This is a genomic window from Pseudarthrobacter sp. Pseusp20, from assembly GCF_059492155.1.
Genome location: NZ_CP168521.1, coordinates 1,764,909 through 1,788,867, shown reverse-complemented (window position 1 = coordinate 1,788,867; position 23,959 = coordinate 1,764,909). Strand labels below are relative to the sequence as shown.

The following is a 23,959-nucleotide window of genomic DNA, read 5'->3' as shown; positions in this document are numbered from 1 at the left end:
GCTCAACGGTCGCGATGCTGCGGCAAACGGCACCCGCCGCTACGCTGGGCACCATGCCGGACTCCCCCCTCCTCACCGCTGCGGCCGTTGCGGTGATCGCCATGGCCATTGCCGTCGTCGTCGGCGTGGGCCTGAAGGTGCTCCGCTCCTTCAGGGACCTTGGCACTGACGCCGAGCGCGCCACCTACCACACGCTCCACGCGGCATCCCAGGCCGGGCAGCACCTGCGCCGCGGCCTGAACCCGGCCGGCGCTGCCAAAGCCAGCCGGCAGCTGCGCACCCTCCTGGGCTGCGACGCCCTGGCGATCACGGACACGTCCGGCGTGCTGGCCTGGGACGGGGGCGCCGAGGACATCCGGCCGCACCTGATGGAACTCGCCGCAGGGGTCCTTTCGTCGGGCCGGACCGCTGTCCTCTCCGCAGGTGTGGACGGAACGGGCGGCCGCCTTGCCGGCGTCGTCGCCCCGGTGCGGGCCGGCACCCGAATAGTCGGCGCCGTGGCCGCCTTCGCTCCTTCCGCCGGGGCGGGCCTGGTCAGGGCGACGGGGGAAGTGGCCGACTGGGTGGCGGTGCAGGTGGAGCTCGCGGAACTGGACGCGTCCCGCACCCTGCTGATGGAGGCGGAAGTGCGGGCGCTGCGTGCCCAGATCAGCCCGCACTTCATCTACAACTCACTGAACGCCATCGCGTCGTTCATCAATACGGACCCTGAACGGGCCAGGGAGCTGGTGGTGGAGTTCGCGGACTTCACCCGCTACTCCTTCCGCCGGCACGGCGACTTCACCACCCTCGCAGAGGAGCTTCGCTGCATCGACCGCTACCTGCTGCTGGAACGGGCCCGGTTTGGTGAGCGCGTGCAGGTCAGCCTGCGCATCGCCCCCGAAGTGCTCAGCACCGTCATCCCCTTCCTCAGCCTCCAACCACTGGTCGAGAACGCCGTCCGGCACGGGCTCGAGGCCAAGGCGGGACCCGGTCATATCAGCATCACCGCCGAGGACGCCGGCGCATTCGCGGAAGTCACCATTGAGGACGATGGCGTGGGAATGGACCCGGAGCAGCTCCGGTCGGTGCTGGCGGGGCATGCGGACGGGGACCACGTGGGGCTGCGGAACGTCGATGCCCGCCTCCGGCAGGTGTACGGCAACGACCATGGACTGGTGGTGGAAACCGCGCCCGGTGAGGGAACGCTGATCACCATGCGGGTGCCAAAGTCCCAGCCCGGGCACGATGCGTGAGGCGGCCGCTGCAGCTGGAAGTACCCTAGGAGAATGATTAACGTCCTCGTCGTTGATGATGAGCTGCCCGCCGTTGAGGAACTGGCGTTCCTGCTGGGCAGGGACGAACGCATCGGCAAGGTGCTGCGGGCGACGTCCGGCGCTGAAGCACTCACGGCCCTGTCCGCCGGGAGCATCGACGCCGTCTTCCTGGACATCCATATGCCCGCCGTGTCCGGCCTGGACATCGCCGGCGCCATCGCCCGGAGCAGCAATCCCCCGGCCGTTGTCTTTGTCACCGCCGACGAGGAGCACGCCCTGGCGGCGTTCGAACTCGCCGCCGTGGACTACCTGCTCAAGCCGGTGCGTGCCGAGCGCCTGGCCCGCTCCGTGGGGCGGATCAGTGAACTGCGCGACGGCGGCGCGGCACCGGAGATGATCACGGTTGACCAGGGCGGGACCACCAGGATGATCCGCCGCGACGACGTCACCTACGTCCAGGCGCAGGGGGACTACGCGCGGCTGCACACCGCCGATGCCAGCTACCTCATCCGGGTGCCGCTGGCCGACCTTGAACAGCAATGGGCGGACGCCGGCTTCATCCGCACCCACCGCTCCTACCTGGTGGCACTGAAGCATGTGTCCTCAATGAAGCTGGCGGCCGACGGGCCGCGCGTCACGGTGGCGGGCGCGGGCCTCCCCATCAGCAGGCGGCACCTGCCCACCGTGCGGGAAAGGCTGGAGGCCACCAGGATCAGGCCGCACGCATGAGCCGCGTCCGGGTCACCGCACCGCACGCTTTCCCCCGGTCCCCGGCGCAGGGCGGGCGGCGTTCGCTCGAATCGCGTGAAGCCGCACAGGATTCCGAGGTGGGTCAGGTGTTCGTCCGCTCCCTCATCAGGTCCCAGCTGCGGCTTGCCCTGGTGGTGGCGGGCGGCTTCCTGCTGATCCTTGCCGCTTTCCCGTTGATCCTTGTGGTGGTTCCCGGCCTGGCCGAAACCCGGATCGGCGGCCTCCCGTTCGGATGGCTCCTGCTGGGGGTTGGGATCTACCCGGTGATCGGGTTGAGCGCCTGGCTGTACGTCAGGACTGCGGCGCGCAACGAGGCCCGCTACCGGGACCTGGCCGGCGAACCATGAACACGCGTTCGCACCACAACCCGGTGAGGTACGGGTGAATGCCGGCGTCGCCATGGCAGCCGTGGCGGTGGTGTCCCTTGCCACGGCCATTATTGGTTTCTACGGGCTGCGGATCTCACGCACCACGGGGGACTTCTACGTTGCCTCGCGCACCGTGCGGCCGTGGTGGAACGCGTCGGCGATCGGCGGCGAGTACCTGTCCGCCGCCAGCTTCCTGGGCGTGGCCGGGCTCATCCTGTTGTCCGGGACAGACGCGCTTTGGTTCCCGGTGGGATACACCGCCGGCTACCTGATGCTGCTGCTCTTCGTCGCCGCGCCGCTGCGGCGTTCGGGCGCCTACACCATCCCGGACTTTACAGAATCACGGCTCTCTTCCAGGACGGTGCGGAGGGTTACCAGCCTGGTGGTGGTCGTGGTGGGGTGGCTGTATATCGTCCCGCAGCTCCACGGAGCGGCCCTGACCATCCACATCGCCACGGGCCTGCCGTCCTGGGTGGGTTCCGTGGCCGTCGTGGTGGTGGTTTGCCTGACGGTGGTGGCGGGCGGAATGCGGTCCATAACCTTTGTCCAGGCGTTCCAGTACTGGCTCAAGCTGACAGCCCTGGCCGTGCCCATCCTGTTCATCATCTTCGTGCTGGCGGGCCACGGGGCCCAGCCGCAGTCCGCGCCGGCGGTCAACCCCACGGACCTGGCACCCGCCGGGCTGTACCAGAACGTGTCCCTGCTGGTGGCCCTGCTGTTCGGCACCCTGGGGCTGCCGCACGTGCTGGTGCGTTTCTACACCAATCCGGACGGGCACTCGGCGCGGCGCACCACCCTGATCGTCCTGGGCCTGCTGTCCGTGTTCTACCTCTTCCCCACGGCCTACGGCCTGGTGGCCCGCATGTACGCACCCGGCCTGGCCCGTTCCGGACAGCCTGACGCCATGGTCCTGCGGCTGCCGGGTGAACTCGTCGGCGGGATGCCCGGGGACCTGCTCTCTGCCCTGGTGGTGGCGGGCGCCTTCGCCGCGTTCCTGTCCACCACGTCGGGCCTGGTGGTGTCGCTTGCCGGCGTCATCAGCCAGGACGTCCTGGGCGGCAGCGTCCGCGGTTTCCGCCTCGCCGCCGTCGTGTCCGCCGTCGTCCCCCTTGGCTTTGCCTTCATGACGGGATCCCTGGCACTGGCCGGCAGCGTGGGCCTGGTCTTCGCCTTCACCGCCTCCACCGTGTGCCCAGTCCTGCTGCTGGGCATCTGGTGGCGCGGCCTGACCGACGCCGGGGCCATCGCCGGCATGCTGACCGGCGGGGTGCTGTGCGGCGGGGCAATGATTGCGGGCTCCGTGACCGGTTCGGTGCAGACACCCGCGTGGCTCGCGCAGCCTGCGGCGTGGAGCGTGCCTGCCGCCTTCGCCGTCATGGTCATCGTGTCCCGGGCCACCTCCCACCGGGTTCCCGCCACGATGCCGCGGATCATGACCCGCCTCCATACCCCGGAGCGGCCGCTGGCCACCGAACGGGGGCCGGGAGGACAATAACGCCATGTCCACCCAGGACGGCGGTACGTCCGACCAGCATGGTGCAGTTCCGGCCTCCGTGCGTGCGCAGCTGCTCGCCACGGAACACTGGGGCCTGCTGGCATCCCGCAGCACGGCCCAAGGCGAGGTACTGACCCGCATCAGCATGTTCCTCACCTTTACGTCGGCAAGCCTGGTCAGCGTGGCGCTGGTGGGGCAGGCCACAGGGTTTTCGGATGCCTTTGTCCTGCTGGCCGTGGTTATTCTCTTCATCGACGTGGCGATCGGGTTCCTGACCCAGCTCCGGGTCATGAACGTGGCGCACGAGGACCTCATGTACGTCACGGCAATGAACAGGTTGCGGGCTGCCTACGTGGACCTTGATCCGGGAGTGGCACCGTACCTGATGGCTGCGCACCACGACGACGAGCCAGGCTCCCGGCAGACGTACTACTTCTTTGGGGGCAGGGGCAGCTTCAGCCATGTGGCGGGCAGCAGCATGATCTTCATGGCGACGGCGAACGCCGCCTTGATTGCCATCCTTTCGGGCCTGCTGGTGACTCTGGCCGGAGCGGGTATGGCGGCAGCCCTTGTGGCGGGCGCCGCATGCGGTGCAGGGTTCCTCGGCGTGGCCGCCGTGAAGGGGTACAGGGGCTATCGCGATGTATGGCGTCGTTTTGCGCCGCTCTCCCCCACTCCGCCGCGGGACCGGGAATAGCGGCTGCGGGGCGTGGCCCCGTCAGTCGATGGCAGCCATCAGTTCGACGACGCGGTCCAGGAAGGCATCCACTTGGGATTCCTCGTAGCCATCCTGGCCAACCGCCGGGCGGAAGACTGCGCGGCGCACGCTGTCCACGCTCAACGGCTTGTCCTGTTCGAGGTAGGCGACAAGTTCGTGGCACAGCCGGTCGACGTCGGCCGTGTTGTAACTGCGGGCCTTCTTCTTGGTGGGCCGGCGGAAGCGGTCACCGTCCGGCCGGTGCAGCCGTCCCCGGAGGATGCCGGAGAGGCTTCCGATCTCGCGCAGCCAGGCTTCCTCGCCCTGGGCCGCGATGAGCTCATCCCGTTCCCGGCGGGCGAAGGCGTCCTCCAGCCGGTCCAGTGCGGCGTCCACGACGGCCGCGGAGTAGCCGCCCTTGACGGGGTCGAAGGACACGGCCCTGACATCGGCGCTGTTGACGGGGTCGGTGGCGGCATGGGGTGTTTCCAGCGAGACCCGCGCCCGCTGCAGGAACTCGTCCACCTGCTTGGCGTTGTACCCGTACTCACTGCGCTGCACGCGCTCAAAGGACGCAGGGATTTGCCGATGAATGTCCAATGCCACTTCGATTCCTTCAATGCTCTTCAGCCGTAGTGCTTCCGCACCAGTCTAGGATGCCGGGGTTGCTTCAGCCGCCCGGGCCCTTTTTATGTCGGACGCCCGGTTGTGCCGGGACTGATGGGTTATGCGCCGGCCACGAGCCCGTACAGGATGAAGGCCACGGGCGAGGCGAAGACGATGGAGTCCAGCCGGTCCATGACACCCCCGTGTCCGGGCAGGATGCTGCTCATGTCCTTGACGCCCAGTTCACGCTTGACCATGGATTCGCCAAGGTCACCGGCTGTGGCCGCGGCAACGGTTCCCACCGCCAGCACCACTCCTACCCACCAGGGCTTGTCCAGCACGAAGATGGCAGCCAGCACGCCGATCAGCATGGCGCCCGCCGCGGACCCTGCGAATCCCTCCCAGGATTTCTTGGGGCTGATCTTCGGCGCCATGGGGTGCTTGCCGATGGACGCGCCCACGAGGTAGCCGAACGTGTCGTTGGAGACCACCAGCAGCAGCATGACGGCAATCTCCCACGCACCGATGGGGGCGGCGCCGCCGGGCCAAAGCCCCAGCGGCGTGGTACCGGCCGCATGCAGCGGCAGTGCCGCGAAGCTGATGAAGAACGGTACCCAGCCCAGCGTGAAGACACCGGCGAAAATGCTGTTGGCCGATCCGGCGGCGCTTTCGATCGACCGCCACAGCAGGACTGCCACGGCGCTGAGGAGCAGGGCAAACAGTTGACTCTCGATGCCGCCGAAGTAGGCGGCGAAAGGCAAGGCCACCGTGCCGGTCATGACCGGCACGATGGGCATCCTGGTCCCGTTGTGCTCCAACGCCCGGTAGATCTCCCACACGCCAAAAACGGCGAAGGCCGCGACGATGGCTACGAAAGCCAGCGGGATGAACAGCAGGCCGCCCAGGACGGCAAGCAGCATCGCCAGGCCCACCACGACGGCGGCGGGCAGGTTCCGCCCGGCCTTTGGCGTCGGGTTGCTCCTGGGCTGCTTCCCCCGTGTGCGCGCCCTGGGTGCGGGGGCCTGATCTGCCTGGCCCATCAGACTTCGAGCAGCTCTGCTTCCTTGCGCTTGAGCAGCTCGTCGATGCCGTCCACGTGTGCCTTGGTGAGGCTGTCCAGTTCCTTTTCGGCGCGGGTGCCTTCGTCTTCGCCGGCCTCGCCGTCCTTCACCAGGCGGTCAAGGGTCTCCTTTGCCTTGCGGCGGATGTTGCGGATGGAGATCTTGGCGTCTTCGCCCTTGGTCTTGACGATCTTGACGTATTCCTTGCGGCGTTCCTTGGTCAGCTCCGGGATGGTGATCCGGATGACGTTGCCGTCGTTGGACGGGTTGGCGCCGACCTCGGAATCGCTCAGTGCGCGTTCGATGTCGCGCATGGCGGACTTGTCGAACGGGGTGATCAGGATGGTCCGGGCGTCCGGGATGGCGAAGGAGGCCAGCTGCTGCAGCGGGGTGGGAGAGCCGTAGTAGTCCACCAGGACCTTGTTGTAGAGGCCGGGATTGGCGCGACCGGTACGAATGGAGGCGAAGTCTTCCTTGGCTACCTCAACCGCCTTGTCCATCTTCTCTTCGGCCTCAAGCAAGGTATCTTCGATCACGGTCTCTCCTGACGGTTCTGGTGCAGTCCGGGGCGCCGGTTCCCTGCACTCACGTGGTTCTTTGTTGCCGTTTCCGTCCCCGCCGGGAGGGGCGGGGACGGAACTGTCCTGGAATCATCCTAGCCGGAGCTAGGCAGTGACCAGCGTGCCCAGCTTTTCGCCGAGGATGGCGCGGGTGACGTTGCCTTCACCCTCCATGCCGAAGACCACCATGGAGAGGTTGTTGTCCTTGCACATGGTCATGGCCGTCTGGTCCATGACGCGGATGTCGCGGCGCAGCGCATCGTCGTAGCTCAGGGTCTCCAGGCGTTCCGCGGTGGGGTCCTTCTTGGGGTCTGCGGTGTACACGGCGTCCACCCCGCTCTTGGCCATGAGGACCACGTCGGCATGCACCTCCAGGGCCCGCTGGGCTGCCACGGTGTCGGTGGAGAAGTAGGGCAGGCCGGCGCCGGCGCCGAAGATGACCACGCGGCCCTTCTCCATGTGGCGGATGGCACGGCGCGGAATGTAGGCCTCGGCCACCTGGCCCATGGTGATGGCACTCTGGACGCGGGTTTCCACGCCCGCCTGCTCCAGGAAATCCTGCAGTGCAAGGCAATTCATGACCGTGCCCAGCATGCCCATGTAGTCGGCGCGGGATCGGTCCATGCCGCTCTGGGACAGTTCGGCGCCGCGGAAGAAGTTACCGCCGCCCACCACGATGGCCACTTCCACCTGCGGGACGGCCGCCGCAATCTGCTTGGCGACGTCGCGGACGGTCTCGGGGTCGACACCGAGTTTCCCGCCGCCGAAGACCTCGCCGGAAAGCTTCAGGAGGACCCGCCGCTTGTTCTTCTCGGAATGGATGACAGTGTTGACGGCTTCCATGATGCCTTCCCGTTGATGACTCTGAAAAAAGGGTATCCTGCCGGATCCTGTGGTCGGAACCGGCCGCGCTCCATGTGGACTGCGCGCATGCAAAAGGGGCGGCCACCGAAGTGGCCACCCCCTTGCGGAATCGACTAGGAGCCGACGCGGAAACGCGTGAACGCGGTTCCCTTGACACCGGCCTCTTCGAGGATCTGTGCCACGGACTTCTTTGCGTCCTTCGCGAATGCCTGGTCAACCAGGACCTCGCCCTTGTAGAAGCCCGTCACGCGGCCTTCCACAATCTTGGTGAGGGCAGCTTCGGGCTTGCCTTCGGCCTTGGCGGTCTCCTCGGCAATGCGGCGCTCGGACTCAACGAGCTCGGCAGGAACGTCCTCACGGGTGAGGTAGTTCGGAGCCATGGCGGCGATGTGCACGGCGACGTCGTGGGCGGCGGTGGCGGCGGCTTCGCCTTCACCGTCGACAGCGAACAGGACGCCAACCTGGGCCGGGAGGTCCTTGGAGGTCTTGTGCAGGTAAGCGTCAACCGTTGCACCCTCGATGCGGGAGATGCGGCGGACAACAACCTTCTCGCCCAGGACTGCGCCCTCTTCGATGACGACCTCGGACAGCGGCTTGCCGTCGACCTCGGTGGCGAGCAGGGTTTCGAGGTCGGCGGCGCCGGACTCGACGGCGACGGCCAGGACCTTGTCGGCCAGCTGGATGAACTTGTCAGCCTTGGCAACGAAGTCGGTCTCGCAGTTGACCTCGATCATGACGCCGACGCCATTGCTGACCTTGGCGGCCACGAGGCCTTCAGCGGTGGAGCGGCCTTCGCGCTTGGTAGCGCCCTTGAGGCCCTTGATGCGGATGATCTCGATGGCCTTCTCGGCGTCACCGTTGGCTTCGTCAAGAGCCTTCTTGACGTCCATCATGCCGGCGCCGGTGCGCTCGCGCAGGGCCTTGATGTCCGCGGCAGTGTAGTTCGCCATGTGAACCCCTCTGTCTAGAAAATGTGTGGTGGTGTACGGACCGACAGGACGGCGGCCCACAAGGTGGGCTGCCATCCTGTCAGCAGTTCCGGCTGCGGACAGCGCGGAAAATCCGGATTTAAGTTGTGTTACTTGGCGTCTTCGGCGGGAGCCTCGGCGGCGGCCGGAGCTTCGGCTTCTTCAGCCGGAGCAGCGGGGGCTGCAGCAGCTTCCTCGGCCTTGCTGCCTTCGAGGAGCTCGCGCTCCCACTCAGCCAGCGGCTCTTCCGGAGCTTCGGTGGCGCCCGTGCCGCGGTTGTTGCGGGCGATCAGGCCCTCGGCAACGGCGTCGGCGACAACGCGGGTCAGGAGGTTCACGGAGCGGATGGCGTCGTCGTTGCCCGGGATCGGGAAGTCGACTTCGTCCGGATCGCAGTTGGTGTCCAGGATGGCCACAACCGGGATGTTCAGCTTCTTGGCCTCGTCAACGGCGAGGTGTTCCTTCTTGGTGTCCACGACCCAGAGCAGGGACGGAGCCTTGGTCAGGTTGCGGATACCGCCCAGGTTGGACTCCAGCTTGGTGAGCTCGCGCTTGAGGAGCAGCAGCTCCTTCTTGGTGTACGCGGAGCCGGCGACGTCGTCGAAGTCGATCTCTTCGAGTTCCTTCATGCGCTGGATGCGCTTGGCGACGGTCTGGAAGTTGGTCAGCATACCGCCGAGCCAACGCTGGTTGACGTAGGGCTGGCCCACGCGGGTGGCCTGCTCGGCAATTGCTTCCTGGGCCTGCTTCTTGGTGCCGACGAAGAGCACGGTGCCGCCGTGGGCAACGGTGGCCTTGACGAACTCGTAGGCACGGTCGATGTAGGACAGCGACTGCTGAAGGTCGATGATGTAGATGCCGTTGCGCTCGGTGAAGATGAAGCGCTTCATCTTCGGGTTCCAACGGCGGGTCTGGTGTCCAAAGTGGACGCCGCTGTCAAGCAGCTGGCGCATGGTTACGACGGGCATTCCGACGCTCCTTATTTTCCGGCAGGTCATTCATGAGAAAACCCGGAGGCTTCTTACCCTGCCAATAGTTGACGGTTGATTAGCGTGGCCCGGGCGGGCCGTGCTCCTGGCATCCACCGCCCTTCCCATCAGGACCAAAGCCTGACCGCAGGAAGCGCAGTCCTCCGTGCACGACACCGGGGCGTCGGCAGCCGGAGGGCTGGATGCGCGTAGTCAGCCGCCGCTCCCCCACACTTCTGAATGAGATGTGCCGACGCAATCCGGACAGGGGTATGTACCGCGGGGGTAAACCACTGGGACGGGAAGCGTTGAGGGCGCAGCAAACTGCTCCATCAAGTGTACTACAGGCGTCCCCTTCCACCGGACACCCGGCGCTGCCGGCGCACGCCGCCAGGTGGTTGTCCACATAGGCGGAAAATGCCCTGCCGGTACCACGCGCGGCCGGGCAGGCTGGTCCCATGAAACCACCGGTGCTCCTGGCCGCACTCCTGCTGTTGCCTGCGTCCGTGGCCTCGCCCGGCCCGGCCCTGCCGTCCGGCGCTGGCACACTCCAGGCAGCCACACTCCAGGCATCCACCCGCGCGGCAACCATCCACAGGGACAGAACGACGGCGGCTGCCGCGGCGGGTGCAGCACCTTCCTGGCAGTGGCCGCTGGCACCGCGCCCGCCTGTGCTGCGCGGTTTCAATCCCCCGCCAAAGCCCTGGCTCAGCGGCCACCGGGGCGTTGACCTGGGTTTCGCCGTGGCCGGGGCCCCCGTCACGTCCCCCACGGCGGGAACGGTGAGCTTCGTGGGGGTCGTGGTGGACCGGCCCGTGATCACCATCGACCATGGCGGTGGACTGCGGAGCAGTTTCGAACCCGTGGAGAGCACCCTGGCAGTAGGGGCCACCGTAACTGCGGGCCAGGTGGTGGGGGCCGTGCTGCCGGGACACTGCCCGGCGGCGCATTGCCTGCACTGGGGAGTCCGGGACGGAGAGGACTACGTCAATCCGCTGCAGTTCGTCCTGGACCTTCGCCCGTCCATCCTGCTTCCGCTTCCAGGCCCGCCGTGACCTGCAGTCCGGTCGGTGCCAGCCGGACAGTGCCTGAGGGCCGGTCGGGAGCGGCGGGCCGGTCGGGAGCGGCGGGTCGGTCGGGAGCGGCGGGTCGGTGGCGGCCAGGCGGTGGGGTGGCACCTTGGGAATGCTGGCTAGACGATGGCCGAGATGCCCGTGATGGCCCGCCCGGTGACCAGCGTGTTGATCTCGGCTGTGCCCTCGTAGGAGTAGATGGCCTCGGCGTCGGCGAAGATCTTGGCCATCTCGAAGTCGGTCACGATTCCGTTGCCGCCAAGGATGCTGCGGCCCAGCGCCACGCTGTCCCGCATGCGCGCCGTGGCGAAAGCCTTGGCCAGCGCCGACTGTTCGTCCCTTGCCGCGCCCTCGTCCTCCAGCTGTGACAACCGGACCATCATCCCCGTCGAACTGACGGTGTTGCCCAGGATCCGGACCAGCTGGTCCTGGATGAGCTGGAAGGAAGCCAGGGGGCGGCCGAACTGGTGGCGCTCCACGGCATAGCGGCGGGCAACGTCGAACGCGGCCAGCTGGAGACCCACGGCCTGCCAGGCGACGGACAGGCGGGTGGCCTTGAGTACTTTGTTGACGTCCCGGAAACTGTTGGCGTTGGCCAGTTTGAAGCGTTCCGGGACCACCACGTCCGCCAGGACAATGTCGGCGTTTTGGACGGTGCGCAGGGAGATCTTGTTCTCGATCTTCGTCGCGCTGAACCCGTCAAGCGTGGTGTCCACCATGAAGCCCTTGACCTGGTTGTCCGCCACGTCCCGGGCGTACACCACCACCCAGTCGGAAAAGGTGGCGTTGCCGATCCACCGTTTTGCCCCGTTGAGAATCCAGTTGCCTCCGTCTTTCCGCGCCGTGGTGCGCGTTCCGCCGGCAACATCGCTGCCGCCCAGCGGCTCAGTCAGGCCGAAGGCACCGATCTTCTTCAGCGAGTAGATGTCGGGAAGCCACGCGTCCTTCTGCTCCTGGGACGCCAGCAGCTCGATGGAACCGGTGAACAGCCCGTCGTGCACGCCCAGGAATGTGGCGATGGAGGCGTCGGAACGAGTGACCTCGGCGTGCAGCATGCCGGCGAAGAGGTTGGAGTACCCCTGCCGGCGGACGGGGCTGACCAGGTCCAGGCCGGCAAGCTTCGGCACCAGGTCCGCTGGGAACTCACCGCGGTTCCAGCAGTCCACCGCGATGGGCCTGACCTCACGTGCCAGGAAGTCGCGGACCTCGGCGAGGCGGTCCTGTTCCTTGCCGGAGAGAAGCTGTTCGAAGGCAAAGAAATCCCCGTCGGCGTAGGGAAGTTCGTGGGGATCGGCTGCGGAGCTGGCCATGGGTACCTTCTTTGGTGATCAGCGCTGACCATGCCGCGGAGCGGAGCACGGTATGTTACTGGTCAGTAACATACCGCAGGAGGCGGGGTTAACCAAGAAAACCGCGGCCAACGAAGATCGTCGGCCGCGGTTGTCGATTGGCGGTAGGGCTACTCGGACTTGAACCGAGGACCTTAGGATTATGAGTCCCGCGCTCTAACCAGCTGAGCTATAGCCCCAAACCCCCGCAGACACGTGGTCAAACGCCACGCTCCGGCAGGGCAGAAACACTCTAGCAAACCCGGGAAAGAGTTCAGACCACTTTGTCCTCGTAGGTGGCGCCGCGGTAGAGGTCCTCGAAGGTCTGCAGCGTCGTCTGGATACTGTGCGGCTCCACCATGTGGCGGCTGGCACGGCCCATGGCGCGCTGTTCTTCCTTGGGCAGCTCCAGGACCTGGGTGATCTTCTTGGCGAGGTCGTCACTGTCGTTGGGCGTGAACAGATACCCGTTCTCGCCGTCACGCACCAGGTGCGGCAGCGCCATGGCGTTCGCAAGGACCACCGGGGTGGAGGCGGACATCGCTTCCAGGGTCACCAGCGACTGCAGTTCCGCCGTTCCGGGCATGCAGAACAGGTCCGCCCGGATGTAGGCCTTACGCAGGTCCTCGTCGCTGGCAAGGCCCAGGAACTTCACCCGGTTTCCCAGCCCCAGACGCCGCACCAGGTCCTCCAGGGCGGAGCGCACTTCGCCGCCGCCCACGATCTCCAGATGGACGTTCAGCTCCGGCGGGGTCTTGCCGATGGCCTCGATGAGCACGTCCACATGCTTTTCCTCCGCCAGGCGTCCGGCAAACAGGACGGTGGGGTTGGCATGGGGCTCGATGTGTTCGCCCGGCTTGAGTTCGTAGGCCGCGGAGTCGATGCCGTTGGACAGCGGGAGGACTTTCCGCAGGAAGGCGTGGTCGTGCATGGCCCGGGCGGCCAGGGGCGTGGGGGTGGTCACCACGTCTGCCTGTCCCATGACCTTGCCCATGTCCTTCCAGGAGACGCGCCCGATGATGTCCTTGAACCACTGCGGGAAGGGCAGAAAGGGGTTGAGGTTCTCGGGCATGAAGTGGTTGGTGGCAATGATCCTGACGCCGCGTTTCACGGCCTCATAGAGCACGTGCTCGCCGATCATGTAGTGGCTCTGGATGTGCACCACGTCCGGCTTGACCCGGTCGAAGAGCAGGCTGATGTCCTTCTTGATTTCCCAGGGGAAGCAGAGGCGGAAGGTCTCGTGGGTGAACGCCCTGTGCGAGCGCAGCCGGTGCACGGTTGCTTCCTCGCGGAACTCGGTGAAGCTCTTTCCCTTGCTGTCGCGGGACGCCAGGACATGGACGTGGTGTCCCCGTGCAGTCATGCCCTTGGCCAGCCGGTATCCAAACTGTGCCGCGCCGTTCACGTCCGGCGGATATGTGTCCGCCGCGATCAGGATGGTCAGGGGGCGCTGGTCGGCTGGCGTGGTCATATGGAGTACTCCTGATGGTCACGGTGCGGGCAGCGTGGAACTGACAGCACGGTTGGCAGGCGGCGCAGTTGGCCCGCGGCCTCGTGGGATTGCTTGGAATTGCTGGAATGGGCTAGTGGGACGGCCTGCCGGCGGCCTTCCGAGCGTCCTTCTTGCGCTTGGTGACCTCCGGGTGGTGCCGGGAAAGGGCGATAACCCCAACGATAGCAAGGCAGGCGGCCGTTCCCATCGCAATCGCCATGACGGCATGGACGTCGGGACGCAGCTCACCCAGGATGATGATGCCAATCGCGATGCCCACCATGGGGTCGACAACCGTGAGGCCGGCAATCACCAGGTCCGGCGGACCGGTGGAGTAAGCGCTCTGCACGAACCAGGACCCCAGGCCGCCGGCCGCGACGATGGCCACCACCGAGTACCACTGCACGTTCAGCAGGAACAGGCCGTTGGGGTCCAGGAGGTGCTTGCCGATGATCCTGGTCAGGACCGCGACGAAGCCGAACAGGATACCGGCGCCAAGGATGTAGACGAACGCGTTCATGCGGTGCTTGAACATCACGGCCAGCGTGCCGAACAGGCCCACCGCCAGGGCGAGCAGCAGCACGATGGTGAGTTCGTCCGCCAGGCTGACGTGGTGGCTCTCCTGGGTGACGTTGACCGCCAGGAGGACAAAGAGCGCCGAGCCGGTGACGCATGCGGCGATGGACACGGTGGTGGCACGGTTGATGGTCAGGTCCTGGTCCCGGGCGTTGACCACGGTGGTGATCACCAGGGCGATGGCGCCGATGGGCTGGACCACGGTGAGCGGCGCGGAGACCAGGGCCACCGCGTTCATGGCCATTCCGGTGCAGAGCAGCAGGAGCCCGAACATCCACCGGGGGTTGCGCAGGAGACGCAGGAACCCGTTGGAACTCAGGGCGAGGCCGCCGGTGTCGGCTTTGACAGCGCTGCCCTGGCGCTGGGCGCCCAAGGCCAGGCAGAAGGCGCCCAGCACCGCCAGGCCGACGGCAACCCACACCATCAGCCGTTCCCGCCGTCGTGCTGTTTCAGTTCCCTGCCCTTTCGCAGGATGGCCCAGAAGTAGTTGTAGGCGGCCACCCAGTGGCCAACCAGGCCAAGGCCCAGCACCACCCAGGCGGCGATGAAGAGTTGGCCGGCGAAGCCGGTGTCCAGGCGGGAGAGGACCAGCAGCGGCGTCCCCAGGAGCAGCAGCCCGGTCCGAACCTTGCCCACCACGCTGACAGGAAGATCCGGGTGACCGCGGAAAAGGGAGAGCGTCAGGACCAGCAGGACGGCGTCGGGGACTACCAGCGCGGCCAGGTACAGCCAATGCACGACGCCGGCAATCACCAGGGTGAACGCTACGGCGAGCAGCGCCAGCCGGTCGGCGATCGGGTCAAGGACCCTGCCGAGCTTGGAGGCCTGGTCGAAGCGGCGGGCAATGTAGCCGTCGATCCAGTCCGTTCCGGCCATAATTGCCAGGACGACCACGCCGGCTCCATATTCCTTTTGGGCCAGGACGAGCCACATGAAGAGCGGAACGCCCATGAACCGCACCACGGTGAGCAGGTTGGGGATGGTGAGTACGAGGTCGTGGTCCACCTGCGGACGGCCGGGGCGGGCACCTGCACCAATGAACTTCACCCGTCCCCCTCTCCTTCCTGCGCCGCGTGGCGGTCTTTCGGTCATGAGTTGTTGAGCGGAAACGGCCTAGTTGGAGCGGAGCAGCTTTCGGAGGAGGACCACCAGGACGGTTCCGGCTGCCACGAAAGCTGCCAGAGGCTTCCACCGCGTGGACAGGTCCGCGGATCCGGACAACGCCGCGAACCTCTGCCCAGCGGCCTCCACACCGCGCTGCGCCAGCACCTGGCTCTCGCGGGCTTTGACCTGGGCGGCGGCCAGCACGTAGCGGGCCTGCGTCTTGAGGTCCAGCTCCACGCCGAGTTCGTCACGGACCTCGGTGATGTGGTGGCGCCGCTGGCTGAGCCGGCGGACAAGCTCGGGCTCGGATGCGTGCGGGAATTCCTTGTCGTGCTCGGCGGCCTTTGCCGCCTTCTCGGCCTTGGCCTTGGCAGCTGCTTCAGCCTTGGCGGCCTTCGCAGCCTTGCCCTCCGGGCTTTCAGGATCCAGCACAGCCGGGTTGAAGGCGGACCCTTCGCGGGCCACGCCGATATCGTGCCTGATGCCGCGGATGGTTTCCTCCGGCATCAGCGGCATGGCCTTCTTGAACCTCGCGAGGCCAACCAGTCCGCCAATGAGGGCCACCAGCAGGAAAGCGGCGGACACCAGGAGGGCTGCCAACCAGGCGGGCATGATGGTGGCCAGTCCCATGATGGCTGCGACAATCAGGCCCACCACCAGGAAGGCAAGGAACAGGAGCGCCACGGCGAAAAAGGCCGCAGCCACGCCGACCTGGATTCCCTTGCGCTTGAGTTCGATCTTGGCGAATGCGATCTCGTCATTGAGCTGGCGGGGCGCCAACCGGAATAGGAGTCTTGCCGTCCCGGGCAGCGCAGTGATACGCAATCCGGGGCTGGTGCGCCCGCTGTGACGTCCGCTCATCGGTTCCGCCTTACTGGTCTCATGGGTCACATACTGCTTCCGTCTACTGCGGAAATGTGCAGCCGCACAGTCCACGCCACCCAAACTACCATTCAGGTTCAGGGCGAACTTGGGGGCTTGCCGGGCGGCGCGGCCTACAACGCTGCAAAAACTGCCGTGGCCGGGCCTAGGATTGTTCTCCGTGACCAATCCCCCCAATCCGGGCGACCTGCTGAGCCGCCGCCGCAAGCTCCTGTACATCCTCCTCCTGGGCGCCCTCACGGCCCTCGGCCCGTTCACCATCGACCTGTACCTGCCGGCCTTTCCCGCGCTGGAGGCAAGCCTGGGGGTAACCGAGGCGCAGGTCCAGCTCACCCTGGCCGGGACAACGGTCGGTTTTGCGTTTGGTCAGCTGGTGGTGGGTCCCTTCAGTGACAGGTTCGGCCGGCGGACCCCGCTGATCCTGGCCACGGCAGTGCACATTGCGGCCTCCCTGGGTGCTGCCCTGTCCACGGACATCGCCACCTTGGGAGTCTTCCGTGTGCTCATGGGGGTCGGCGCGGCCGGGGGCGGCGTGGTGGCCATGGCCATGGTGCGTGACCTGTTCTCCGGCTATGCCATGGTGCGGATGTTCTCCCGGATGTCCCTGGTCAACGGGCTGGCACCCATCCTGGCCCCCGTCATCGGCTCACAGTTGCTCCTGGTGATGCCGTGGCCCGGCATCTTTGTGTTCCTGGCGGTATACGGGACGTTGGTGATCGTGGCCGCCCTCCTCCTGGTGCGCGAAACCCTTCCGCCGGAGAAGCGGGGCCAGAGCGGCATGACGGCCCGGCAGCGCTACAAGGCACTCTTCAGCGACCGGATCTTCGTGGGGCTGTTGATGGTGGCCGGCTTCAACTTCGGCGGCCTCTTCACCTACCTCTCCGCCTCCCCCTTCCTGTTCCAGGAAGTGTTCGGATTCTCTGCCCAGCAGTACGGGCTGCTGTTCGGCATCAATTCCCTGGGCATCGTGGCCGGCGTGCAGACCAGTGCCCGGCTGATCAGGATCGTCCCGCCGCAATGGATCCTGGCAGGGGCCACCGCCTGGATGTTCCTGATGGGCCTGCTGATCGTGGTGTTCGACCGGGCGGGCCTTGGGCTGTGGGGCGTGATGGTCCCGCTGTGGTTCTACATCCTGGGCACGGGCTTCATGTTCCCCTGCGTGCAGGTGCTGGCGCTGGCGGGCCATGCGGCCCAGGCCGGGACTGCGGCATCGCTGCTGGGTGCGGCCACGTTCCTCATGGCAGGACTGATTTCCCCCGTGGTGGGCTGGCTGGGCATCACCAGCGCCGCGCCGATGGGTGCGGTGCAGGCCTCCTGTATCCTGCTGGCCATCGCCGCCCTTTGGCTGGTGGTCCGGCCGCGCACCGTACCTTCAATCCACTGAGTGCCTTCAATCCACCGAGCCCCTTCAATCCACTGAGCCCCTTCAATCCACTGAGCCCCTTCAATCCACTGAGCCCCTTCGATCCACTGAGCGCCGTCAATCCACTCCACGTTCCAGCCGTCCTGTGAAAGGCAGCCCATGAGCAGCAAACCGCACCGCAACGGCAGGGGACTTTTCCTCGGGGCGGTGCTTGGCGCCGTCGTGGGCTATTTCGCCGGCCGCGCCCTTGGCAACCCTGCCATCGGCATCGTCGTGGGGATGCTGGCAGGCGCCGCTCTCCTCTACCGCGTGAACCCTGGACCGGGGAAGGGCGGACCGGGGAAGGGCGGACCAGGGAAGCGCGGGCGCAGGAACCGCCGCTGACCGACATGCCGCACCGGGGCGGCCTTCCCTGCCCCTGCGGCTGCCTGCAGGGATAAAATAATCCCGTGTCCAGCTGGCAGAACCAACCGCCACTTCCGGCCACATGGCAACGGTGCGACGCCCGAATCCTGCCACTGTGGTGGGAGCGGCTGTGCGCGCAGGCGGGCCAGCAGTCGGCGGCACTGTACGCGGCCGGGCTGTTCACCGAAGACCGGCGCCGGCCCATCGCCCAATGGTTCAACCCCGCCTTCAATGCAGCCCTGCTGGTGGCGCCGGAGACCTCGCCGGAATGGCCCGTGCAGCGGTTCGGCATCTTCTACGCCCCGCCGGACGCCGGTTTTGTCAGGATCCACTCCGCTCCGCACGAATGGAACCCCCGCGAGCCCCGGAAGTCACCTACCGAGAAGGAGGCCTTCGAGGCAGCAATTGCCGAGGCCGAAAGATTCCTGCAAGTGGAAATGGACTTCGTCTAGCCCGGCTTCCCGCCCCGCGGAAAGAAAAAATCCCCGTTCCTCCGGGTGGAGGAACGGGGATTTTTCGTAGCGCTCCTCCTGCTGGACTTGAACCAGCAACCCTTCGATTAACAGTCGAATGCTCTGCCAATTGAGCTAAGGAGGAATGAAGCAGGTATGACATTAGCAAAGGATTCCGGCCCAAGGGAAATCGGCGGTTTCACCGGCCCACACGCCCCATATGGGAGACAAAAAATCCCCGTTCCGGAGGCCGGAACGGGGATTGGAAGCTCCTCCTGCTGGACTTGAACCAGCAACCCTTCGATTAACAGTCGAATGCTCTGCCAATTGAGCTAAGGAGGAATGAAGCGGGTATTAGCCTAGCAAACACCTGCGGCGGAAACGAAATCGGGCGGCCGGTGACCTCTGCCACGCCCGCCCGCTCCAGGCTCCCGCCTACGTCTCCGCGCGCAGTGCCCTGCGTTCCATCTCCAGCATCATCAGTTCACGGTTGAGCCGCTGGTAGGTTTCCGGATCCGTTGCGGCGTCCAGGCGCTGCAGCTGGCCCATCTTGTCCGCCTTGACGCGGGTGATCTGGAGTTCGAAAAGCCGGGACAGGATGTCGCGGCAGTACTTCAGCACGGCTTCCTCCGTGTGGGCAGGCAGCGGCACCACGGCAAGCTCCGAGACGAGCGGGCGGAGGGGCTCGGGAACCTCGTGCATGACGTGCTCCACCCAGCGCACGGGATCGCCCACAAGCCCGGGGCCGGTGGCGCGCATGGCGTCATGGACGGCCTGGAAGGCGGGGGTGGCAAACCTGGCGGCGGCGAACCGCTCCCAAACCCCACCGGCCAGCAGCGACGGCTGCTGCAGCGCCACTTCCAGCGCCTGCCGTTCCATGGACGCCACGGGGTCCCGCGGGTCGGGGCGGTGGTAGGAGGGCACAGCGCCCGACGACGGCCCGGCAGCCACGCCGGGCCCGCCGGCCTGGGCGGTGGCGGAGTTGGCAGTGGCCGGGTGGGCAGCCCCTCCCCCCTGCTGTTGGCCGGGTGCGGCGGGGCGCCCCGTGTCTCCGCGCTTTACGGCCGCATTGACCAGGCGCAGGACCTCGTTGGGGTCCGGCATGCCCAGCCAGCCGGTCAGCGCCTGGCAGTAGCCGGTGCGGGTGGAGGCGTCGCGGATGGCCGCCACCACGGGCACGGATGCCTTCAGGCCCTGCACCCGGCCCTCGACGGTGTCCAGGTTGAACTGCTTCAGCGTGGTGCGGATGGCGAACTCGAACAGCGGCCGCCGGGACTGGATCAAGGCGTGCACGGCTTCATCGCCCCGGCTGAGCCGGAGGTCGCAGGGGTCGGCACCCGTGGGTTCCACGGCCACGTAGGTCTGCGCGGTGAACCGCTGGTCCTCCTCGAAGGCCCGGAGGGCCGCCTTCTGGCCGGCGGCGTCGCCGTCGAAGGTGAACACCACCTCTCCCCCGGTGCCGTCGTCTGACAACAGCCGGCGGGCTATCTTGATGTGCTCGGTGCCGAACGCGGTGCCACACGTGGCCACCGCCGTCGTAATTCCCGCCAGGTGGCAGGCCATCACGTCGGTGTAGCCCTCCACCACCACCAGCTGGCGGTCCTTGGCGATGCTGCGCTTGGCGAGGTCGATGCCGTACAGGACCTGTGACTTCTTGTAGAGGGTGGTTTCCGGGGTGTTCAGGTACTTGGGGCCCTGATCGTCCTCGTAGAGCTTGCGCGCGCCGAAGCCGATGGTGTCGCCGGCCATGTCCTTGATGGGCCAGATGAGGCGGCCACGGAAACGGTCGTAAATTCCCCGGTTGCCCTCGCTGAACATCCCGGTGAGCTTGAGCTCGGCATCGGTGAAACCGCGGCCGCGGAGATGCTTCAGGAGGGCATCCCACCCTTGCGGGGCGTACCCGCAGCCAAAGTGTTCCGCCGCTGCCCTGTCAAAGCCCCGGCCAAACAGGAAATTCCTGGCCTCGGCGGCGCCGGGGGTGAGCAGCTGGGCGCGGAAGAACTCGTCCGCGATCTTGTGCGCGTCCAGGAGCCGCTGGCGGAGGCCCACCTCCTCGCGGTTGGGCCCGGTCCCGCCGTCCTCGTAGCGGAGCTCGTAGCCGATCCGGGCGGCAAGCTTTTCCACGGCTTCCTGGAAGGAACTGTGGTCCTGCTTTTGCACGAAGGCAATGACGTCACCGTCCTCGCCGCAGCCGAAGCAGTGGTAGCGGCCTACCTGGGGACGGACGGTGAAGGACGGCGAGCGCTCGTCGTGGAAGGGGCACAGACCCTTGAAGGTTCCCAGCCCGGCACCCTTGAGCGTGACGTAGCCGTCCACCACTTCCTTGATGTCCGTGCGCTGGCGTACTTCGTCGATATCTTCACGTTTGATCAGCCCAGCCACACAGCAATCTTAGTGTCAGGCCTGGCCCCTACCGGCCAGGCACCCTCTGGTCCGGTTGCTGCGGCGTCCGCCCGTGCAGGCTCAGTGCCAGTTTGGGGCAGAGGAAGACGGCCTCCTGGGCGGCTTCCCGGTCGGCTTCCCGCAGGGGCACGTCCGTGCGTTCGCGGCCCGCCTTGCCGCGGGCCACGGGATACCCCCAGTCGTCCCGGTCCAGCACGCCGGGAAGAAGTTCGGTGCACAGGCCCCGGCCGTCACAGCTGGTCCAGTCGATGTGCAGGTACGTCGTCATGCCGCTGCGCCTCCCGGACCCGTGCAGTATCCGGAAAGGTGGGCCCGGAAGTCCGGGGCAAACACCTCAAGGGCGCTGCTGACCAGTCCGGTGGTTCCCTCCGGATGCCGGCAGGCGCCGCGGCCGGAAACCAGCCGCCCCAGGCGGTCCAGCTCGGAGGCCAAGCGGGGATTGCGTTCCCCTCCGCCAATCCTGTTCAGGACGGATGCCATGGCCGGCAGGCCGAACATGCATGGCCCGCATTGCCGGGCGGACTGGTTGGCCAGGTAGCTGACAATCCGGGCCGTCGCCTGGATGCCGCAGTCCTGCAGGTCCAGGGCATGGATCACTCCTGCACCCGGCCGGGCGGTCCGGTCCGGCGGTCCCGCGGGCGAGATGGCGTGTGCCCCGGGACGTACCCACCGGCCGTGGTAGCCGCCCACCAGGACGGCGGACAAGGAGGCAGGATCCATCCCCGCTTCCTTCAGGACCGCGGAAAGTTGCACGCCGCCGGGCACCTCCAGCACCACATCCCGGACCGGGGCGGGGCCGGACACGGACACCAGCCGGGTGCCGGGATCCGTTGCGGTGCCGGCCTGGCGGAACCACTGCGCCCCGTAGCGTGCGATCAGGGCAACCTGGGCCAGGGTTTCGACATTGGCCACCAGGGTGGGGCGGCCGTTGAGTCCCGACTCGCTGAGGCGCCCGCGCTGGTCCGTGGGCACGGCGGCACCGTTGGCAATCATGTTGACCACCGCGCTCGACTCCCCGGAGATGAACGTTTCGGGCGACTCCACCAGGCGGATCTTCGCGGCCCCCGGGCGCTCTTTGAGCGCCTGCCGCATGCGGGGCAGGCTGGCCGCCGGCGCGTAGACGTACATGCCGGCGCCGCCCAGGGCAGCGGCCAGGACCAACAGTCCGTCGATGACGAGATGGGGCGCATGGGCCAGGAGCGTCCGGTCCTTGAAGCTGAGCGGTTCGCCTTCGGCGCCGTTGGCGATCACCACAGGTTTGGCGGAAAACAAACCCTTCCTGCCCTGGCCGGCGGCCGCCGTGGCCTTGCGCCAGGTTTCGAAGGCGGCCCCACCCCGGCCAGTCAGTCCGGCCACCGCCAGCGCCTTCAGCAGGCCGCCCGCGGCAGGCTGCGGCTCCCAGGGCCCGAAGGTTTCCAGGTGCTGGGCCCACCCTGCGTCGGGGCCTGCGGCCAGGAGGCGCGGCTCCTGGTGGCTGCTGTCCCGGGATGCCGGCCGGTGACCGCTGTTGTGGGGGTCATCGTGGCCCTTCCGGGACACCGTCGGCTGGATCCCGGAGGCCACCTGGGGGTGCATGTCACGGCTCACGGGAGGTTTCCTTGCCTGGCATGCGAGGTCTCGAGGAAGGACGGGCTCAGCCGCCACAGCAGGGCCGCGGCAACAGCCACCGCGGACGCCACAGCCAGCAGGAGGAACCAGCCGCTTGAGGCGTCGGTGCCGTTGCCGAGGGCGTGCGCCATTGCCACCGGCCACACGCCGTAGCTGAGCCAGTGGACGGCCTTGAAGCTGCGCAGCCCGATCCGGTGGCGCAGCAGCCCCGTCACCACCACAGCCAGGACAAGGTCCAGGGCCACCGTCCCCAGCCCCTGCCAGAACGGCTGGAAAGAACCAAGGAACGGCACCACGATGTCCACCGGGTTCAATTTTGCGTAGGAGTCAAGAAGCAGGGAGCCCACGTGCAGCCCCAGGAAGACCGTGGCGAGCAGGGAGATGTTCCGGTGCAGGAGGCTGATGGAAAACCGGGGCAGCACCATGAACGGCCGGCCGGACCGGTTCAGGATCCCCAGCAGTACGGATCCGGTGAACAGGGCAAGGGACACAAACCCACTGACGCGGCCAAAGGCCCACATCGCTTCATCCATGGCGGACACCCCCACCGGCCGTGAAGCTTCCAGCGCTGGTGCCTGCAGCGTTTGCGGCAGGGCGGCAGCCACCGGCCGGCCAGCCACCGGTGGTTGTCACCCTGCCTCTGCTGTCCACGAGCCGGGCCGGGATCCCTTCGGCCCGGAACCATTCCAGGGCCGCGAAGCCGCGGACTATGGCAGCAGTACTGAACGCGTTGGCTTGCAGGCAGGTAAGGGCCGCCACGGTCACCGAACGCCAAACTGTTTCGGCCGGGAGGCCAAAGCGGGGGTCAAGGATGTGGTGGACGGTCGTCCCTTCGTGCGTCCAGCGGCGCTTTTGGGTACTGGACGTAGCCAGGGCATATCCCGGCGCCAAAGAGATTTGTTGGGCTGGGTCTGCGGGAAGGTCCTGAACCAGGATCTGCCACTGGCCCGGCTTCCCTTCCACCGTGGGTCCCGGCCCTGCGGACGCAAGGTCGCCGCCCAGGCCCACGAGGACCCCGCAGCCCAGCTTCCGGTGCACCTCGGCGGCGGCAAGATCCGCGGCGACAGCCTTGGCTGACGCGCCCAGGTCGAGGCGCAGGTCAGCCGGTACGGTCAGCTTGGCCGAATCGAGTGTTACCCGGGACCATCCCGGGAGCCTGGGAGCAGGGTCGGGCGGCAACGGGACGTGCGGCGACGGCGCGGGCAGCGCCGGCACCGGCACGCTGTGCAGCCCGGGCCGGCCCTGCATCTCCGGGCCGTGGCCCAGGGCTGCCAGGTCTGCCCCGAGCGTGGGATCCACATCGCCGCCGGTCATCTCCGCCACGTCCAGGGCGCGTTCCAGGAGCAGCCGGAACAGTGGGCTTACGCTGACGCCCGACGCCATTCGCGGCTGGAGCCGCACCAGTTCAGAATCGCCGCGGAAACGGCTGCAGGCGAGGTCGACGGCGGCCACCACGCCGCGGACAATGGCTTCCGCCGCGGCAAGCCTGCCGGGATCGGTAACGGTCACGGATGCGTCCAACTGCCAGACTGTCCAGCTGGATTGCGCTGTGCTTTCCGGAGTTGCTGTGGCTTCCGGAGTTGCAGTGGCTTCCGGAGTTATGGTGTCGACGGAGGCTGCTGCGCCGCCGGTGGTGGTGGAACCAGCAACCCCGGTACCGGAAACATCTACGCTGTCCAC

General features: G+C 67.0%; 25 protein-coding genes and 3 tRNA genes. 9 read left to right on the top strand and 19 right to left on the bottom strand.

The window, feature by feature from the left end:
- Positions 1-53 precede the first annotated feature (53 nt).
- From ACEN9K_RS08300 to ACEN9K_RS08280, 5 genes are read left to right on the top strand one after another with little or no spacing between them, the layout of a single operon-like run.
- Positions 54-1,235, top strand: coding sequence for a sensor histidine kinase (locus ACEN9K_RS08300; RefSeq protein ID WP_056390028.1), 1,182 nt, complete (start codon positions 54-56; stop codon positions 1,233-1,235).
- A gap of 33 nt (positions 1,236-1,268) precedes the next feature.
- Positions 1,269-1,985 (top strand): LytR/AlgR family response regulator transcription factor, encoded by a 717-nt coding sequence (locus ACEN9K_RS08295; RefSeq protein WP_018771660.1) that lies wholly within the window; start codon positions 1,269-1,271, stop codon positions 1,983-1,985.
- The gene (locus ACEN9K_RS08290; protein WP_018771659.1) at positions 1,982-2,353 is read left to right on the top strand and encodes a DUF485 domain-containing protein; all 372 of its coding nucleotides are present in this window, start codon (positions 1,982-1,984) and stop codon (positions 2,351-2,353) included. The genes ACEN9K_RS08295 and ACEN9K_RS08290 overlap by 4 nt, the downstream gene beginning before the upstream one ends.
- Before the next feature lie 52 nt (positions 2,354-2,405).
- Positions 2,406-3,869 carry a sodium/solute symporter gene (locus ACEN9K_RS08285; RefSeq protein ID WP_377204789.1) on the top strand — a complete coding sequence of 488 codons (1,464 nt, stop codon included), beginning with the start codon at positions 2,406-2,408 and terminating at the stop codon, positions 3,867-3,869.
- Positions 3,870-3,873: 4 nt separating this feature from the next.
- The gene (locus ACEN9K_RS08280; RefSeq protein WP_495635533.1) at positions 3,874-4,566 is read left to right on the top strand and encodes a hypothetical protein; all 693 of its coding nucleotides are present in this window, start codon (positions 3,874-3,876) and stop codon (positions 4,564-4,566) included.
- Positions 4,567-4,587: 21 nt separating this feature from the next.
- Here ACEN9K_RS08280 and ACEN9K_RS08275 read toward each other — a convergent pair whose 3' ends face one another.
- The 6 genes from ACEN9K_RS08275 to rpsB form a co-directional block, all read right to left on the bottom strand.
- The gene (locus tag ACEN9K_RS08275; RefSeq protein ID WP_018771656.1) at positions 4,588-5,172 is read right to left on the bottom strand and encodes a DivIVA domain-containing protein; all 585 of its coding nucleotides are present in this window, start codon (positions 5,170-5,172) and stop codon (positions 4,588-4,590) included.
- A 119-nt stretch (positions 5,173-5,291) separates the two neighbouring features.
- Positions 5,292-6,212: a phosphatidate cytidylyltransferase gene (locus tag ACEN9K_RS08270; RefSeq protein ID WP_018771655.1), complete on the bottom strand. Its 921-nt coding sequence runs from the start codon at positions 6,210-6,212 to the stop codon at positions 5,292-5,294.
- The gene (frr, locus tag ACEN9K_RS08265; RefSeq protein WP_018771654.1) at positions 6,212-6,769 is read right to left on the bottom strand and encodes a ribosome recycling factor; all 558 of its coding nucleotides are present in this window, start codon (positions 6,767-6,769) and stop codon (positions 6,212-6,214) included. Before frr ends, ACEN9K_RS08270 begins: the two co-directional genes overlap by 1 nt.
- Before the next feature lie 129 nt (positions 6,770-6,898).
- A complete protein-coding gene (gene pyrH / locus ACEN9K_RS08260; RefSeq protein WP_018771653.1) occupies positions 6,899-7,636 on the bottom strand; it encodes a UMP kinase in 738 nt (245 codons plus the stop codon).
- A 134-nt stretch (positions 7,637-7,770) separates the two neighbouring features.
- Positions 7,771-8,607, bottom strand: coding sequence for a translation elongation factor Ts (tsf, locus tag ACEN9K_RS08255; RefSeq protein WP_018771652.1), 837 nt, complete (start codon positions 8,605-8,607; stop codon positions 7,771-7,773).
- A 128-nt stretch (positions 8,608-8,735) separates the two neighbouring features.
- Entirely contained in the window at positions 8,736-9,593 is an 858-nt protein-coding gene (rpsB, locus tag ACEN9K_RS08250; RefSeq protein ID WP_018771651.1) for a 30S ribosomal protein S2, read from the bottom strand.
- Between the two features lie 458 nt (positions 9,594-10,051).
- On the opposite strand from rpsB, the gene ACEN9K_RS08245 reads away from it, so the two are divergent.
- A complete protein-coding gene (locus ACEN9K_RS08245; protein WP_495635532.1) occupies positions 10,052-10,648 on the top strand; it encodes a M23 family metallopeptidase in 597 nt (198 codons plus the stop codon).
- A 137-nt stretch (positions 10,649-10,785) separates the two neighbouring features.
- Here ACEN9K_RS08245 and ACEN9K_RS08240 read toward each other — a convergent pair whose 3' ends face one another.
- The 6 genes from ACEN9K_RS08240 to ACEN9K_RS08215 form a co-directional block, all read right to left on the bottom strand.
- The gene (locus ACEN9K_RS08240) at positions 10,786-11,976 is read right to left on the bottom strand and encodes an acyl-CoA dehydrogenase family protein (protein ID WP_495635531.1); all 1,191 of its coding nucleotides are present in this window, start codon (positions 11,974-11,976) and stop codon (positions 10,786-10,788) included.
- 144 nt (positions 11,977-12,120) lie between these two features.
- A tRNA-Ile gene (locus ACEN9K_RS08235) sits at positions 12,121-12,194 on the bottom strand.
- A gap of 74 nt (positions 12,195-12,268) precedes the next feature.
- Positions 12,269-13,465 carry a glycosyltransferase gene (locus ACEN9K_RS08230; RefSeq protein WP_495635530.1) on the bottom strand — a complete coding sequence of 399 codons (1,197 nt, stop codon included), beginning with the start codon at positions 13,463-13,465 and terminating at the stop codon, positions 12,269-12,271.
- Between the two features lie 112 nt (positions 13,466-13,577).
- Positions 13,578-14,486 (bottom strand): DMT family transporter, encoded by a 909-nt coding sequence (locus ACEN9K_RS08225; RefSeq protein WP_018771647.1) that lies wholly within the window; start codon positions 14,484-14,486, stop codon positions 13,578-13,580.
- Complete coding sequence (locus ACEN9K_RS08220; protein ID WP_018771646.1) at positions 14,486-15,109, bottom strand: CDP-alcohol phosphatidyltransferase family protein; 624 nt, start codon at positions 15,107-15,109, stop codon at positions 14,486-14,488. The genes ACEN9K_RS08225 and ACEN9K_RS08220 overlap by 1 nt, the downstream gene beginning before the upstream one ends.
- Positions 15,110-15,175: 66 nt before the next feature.
- Positions 15,176-16,027, bottom strand: coding sequence for a phage holin family protein (locus tag ACEN9K_RS08215; RefSeq protein ID WP_026266129.1), 852 nt, complete (start codon positions 16,025-16,027; stop codon positions 15,176-15,178).
- Positions 16,028-16,208: 181 nt separating this feature from the next.
- Between ACEN9K_RS08215 and ACEN9K_RS08210 the strand changes: the two genes are divergently transcribed.
- The 3 genes from ACEN9K_RS08210 (at position 16,209) to ACEN9K_RS08200 (ending at position 18,268) form a co-directional block, all read left to right on the top strand.
- Positions 16,209-17,432: a multidrug effflux MFS transporter gene (locus ACEN9K_RS08210; RefSeq protein ID WP_018771644.1), complete on the top strand. Its 1,224-nt coding sequence runs from the start codon at positions 16,209-16,211 to the stop codon at positions 17,430-17,432.
- 99 nt (positions 17,433-17,531) lie between these two features.
- Entirely contained in the window at positions 17,532-17,795 is a 264-nt protein-coding gene (locus ACEN9K_RS08205; protein WP_495635691.1) for a YMGG-like glycine zipper-containing protein, read from the top strand.
- A 65-nt stretch (positions 17,796-17,860) separates the two neighbouring features.
- A complete protein-coding gene (locus ACEN9K_RS08200) occupies positions 17,861-18,268 on the top strand; it encodes a hypothetical protein (protein WP_018771642.1) in 408 nt (135 codons plus the stop codon).
- A 72-nt stretch (positions 18,269-18,340) separates the two neighbouring features.
- Here the strand turns inward: ACEN9K_RS08200 and ACEN9K_RS08195 are convergent.
- From ACEN9K_RS08195 to ACEN9K_RS08165, 7 genes are all read right to left on the bottom strand, one after another.
- Positions 18,341-18,413 (bottom strand) — tRNA-Asn (locus ACEN9K_RS08195).
- A 124-nt stretch (positions 18,414-18,537) separates the two neighbouring features.
- Positions 18,538-18,610 (bottom strand) — tRNA-Asn (locus tag ACEN9K_RS08190).
- Between the two features lie 93 nt (positions 18,611-18,703).
- Positions 18,704-20,650, bottom strand: coding sequence for a DNA primase (gene dnaG, locus ACEN9K_RS08185; RefSeq protein WP_495635529.1), 1,947 nt, complete (start codon positions 20,648-20,650; stop codon positions 18,704-18,706).
- A 28-nt stretch (positions 20,651-20,678) separates the two neighbouring features.
- The gene (locus ACEN9K_RS08180; RefSeq protein ID WP_134164485.1) at positions 20,679-20,939 is read right to left on the bottom strand and encodes a ferredoxin; all 261 of its coding nucleotides are present in this window, start codon (positions 20,937-20,939) and stop codon (positions 20,679-20,681) included.
- Complete coding sequence (locus ACEN9K_RS08175; protein WP_495635528.1) at positions 20,936-22,258, bottom strand: NADH-ubiquinone oxidoreductase-F iron-sulfur binding region domain-containing protein; 1,323 nt, start codon at positions 22,256-22,258, stop codon at positions 20,936-20,938. Before ACEN9K_RS08175 ends, ACEN9K_RS08180 begins: the two co-directional genes overlap by 4 nt.
- Complete coding sequence (locus ACEN9K_RS08170; RefSeq protein ID WP_223994590.1) at positions 22,255-22,812, bottom strand: ferric reductase-like transmembrane domain-containing protein; 558 nt, start codon at positions 22,810-22,812, stop codon at positions 22,255-22,257. The genes ACEN9K_RS08175 and ACEN9K_RS08170 overlap by 4 nt, the downstream gene beginning before the upstream one ends.
- Positions 22,805-23,959 (bottom strand): FAD:protein FMN transferase, encoded by a 1,155-nt coding sequence (locus tag ACEN9K_RS08165; RefSeq protein ID WP_495635527.1) that lies wholly within the window; start codon positions 23,957-23,959, stop codon positions 22,805-22,807. The genes ACEN9K_RS08170 and ACEN9K_RS08165 overlap by 8 nt, the downstream gene beginning before the upstream one ends.

Bases quoted from the DNA above. Each gene is read 5' to 3' on its own strand.
- ACEN9K_RS08285 (WP_377204789.1), top strand. From the start codon at position 2,406: ATGGCAGCCGTGGCGGTGGTGTCCCTTGCCACGGCCATTATTGGTTTC.
- ACEN9K_RS08280 (WP_495635533.1), top strand. From the start codon at position 3,874: ATGTCCACCCAGGACGGCGGTACGTCCGACCAGCATGGTGCAGTTCCG.
- pyrH (WP_018771653.1), bottom strand. From the start codon at position 7,636: ATGGAAGCCGTCAACACTGTCATCCATTCCGAGAAGAACAAGCGGCGG.
- ACEN9K_RS08300 (WP_056390028.1), top strand. From the start codon at position 54: ATGCCGGACTCCCCCCTCCTCACCGCTGCGGCCGTTGCGGTGATCGCC.
- ACEN9K_RS08230 (WP_495635530.1), bottom strand. From the start codon at position 13,465: ATGACCACGCCAGCCGACCAGCGCCCCCTGACCATCCTGATCGCGGCG.
- ACEN9K_RS08225 (WP_018771647.1), bottom strand. From the start codon at position 14,486: ATGGTGTGGGTTGCCGTCGGCCTGGCGGTGCTGGGCGCCTTCTGCCTG.
- ACEN9K_RS08270 (WP_018771655.1), bottom strand. From the start codon at position 6,212: ATGGGCCAGGCAGATCAGGCCCCCGCACCCAGGGCGCGCACACGGGGG.
- ACEN9K_RS08170 (WP_223994590.1), bottom strand. From the start codon at position 22,812: ATGGATGAAGCGATGTGGGCCTTTGGCCGCGTCAGTGGGTTTGTGTCC.
- ACEN9K_RS08180 (WP_134164485.1), bottom strand. From the start codon at position 20,939: ATGACGACGTACCTGCACATCGACTGGACCAGCTGTGACGGCCGGGGC.
- ACEN9K_RS08245 (WP_495635532.1), top strand. From the start codon at position 10,052: ATGAAACCACCGGTGCTCCTGGCCGCACTCCTGCTGTTGCCTGCGTCC.
- ACEN9K_RS08240 (WP_495635531.1), bottom strand. From the start codon at position 11,976: ATGGCCAGCTCCGCAGCCGATCCCCACGAACTTCCCTACGCCGACGGG.
- ACEN9K_RS08290 (WP_018771659.1), top strand. From the start codon at position 1,982: ATGAGCCGCGTCCGGGTCACCGCACCGCACGCTTTCCCCCGGTCCCCG.
- ACEN9K_RS08215 (WP_026266129.1), bottom strand. From the start codon at position 16,027: ATGAGCGGACGTCACAGCGGGCGCACCAGCCCCGGATTGCGTATCACT.
- ACEN9K_RS08295 (WP_018771660.1), top strand. From the start codon at position 1,269: ATGATTAACGTCCTCGTCGTTGATGATGAGCTGCCCGCCGTTGAGGAA.
- rpsB (WP_018771651.1), bottom strand. From the start codon at position 9,593: ATGCCCGTCGTAACCATGCGCCAGCTGCTTGACAGCGGCGTCCACTTT.
- tsf (WP_018771652.1), bottom strand. From the start codon at position 8,607: ATGGCGAACTACACTGCCGCGGACATCAAGGCCCTGCGCGAGCGCACC.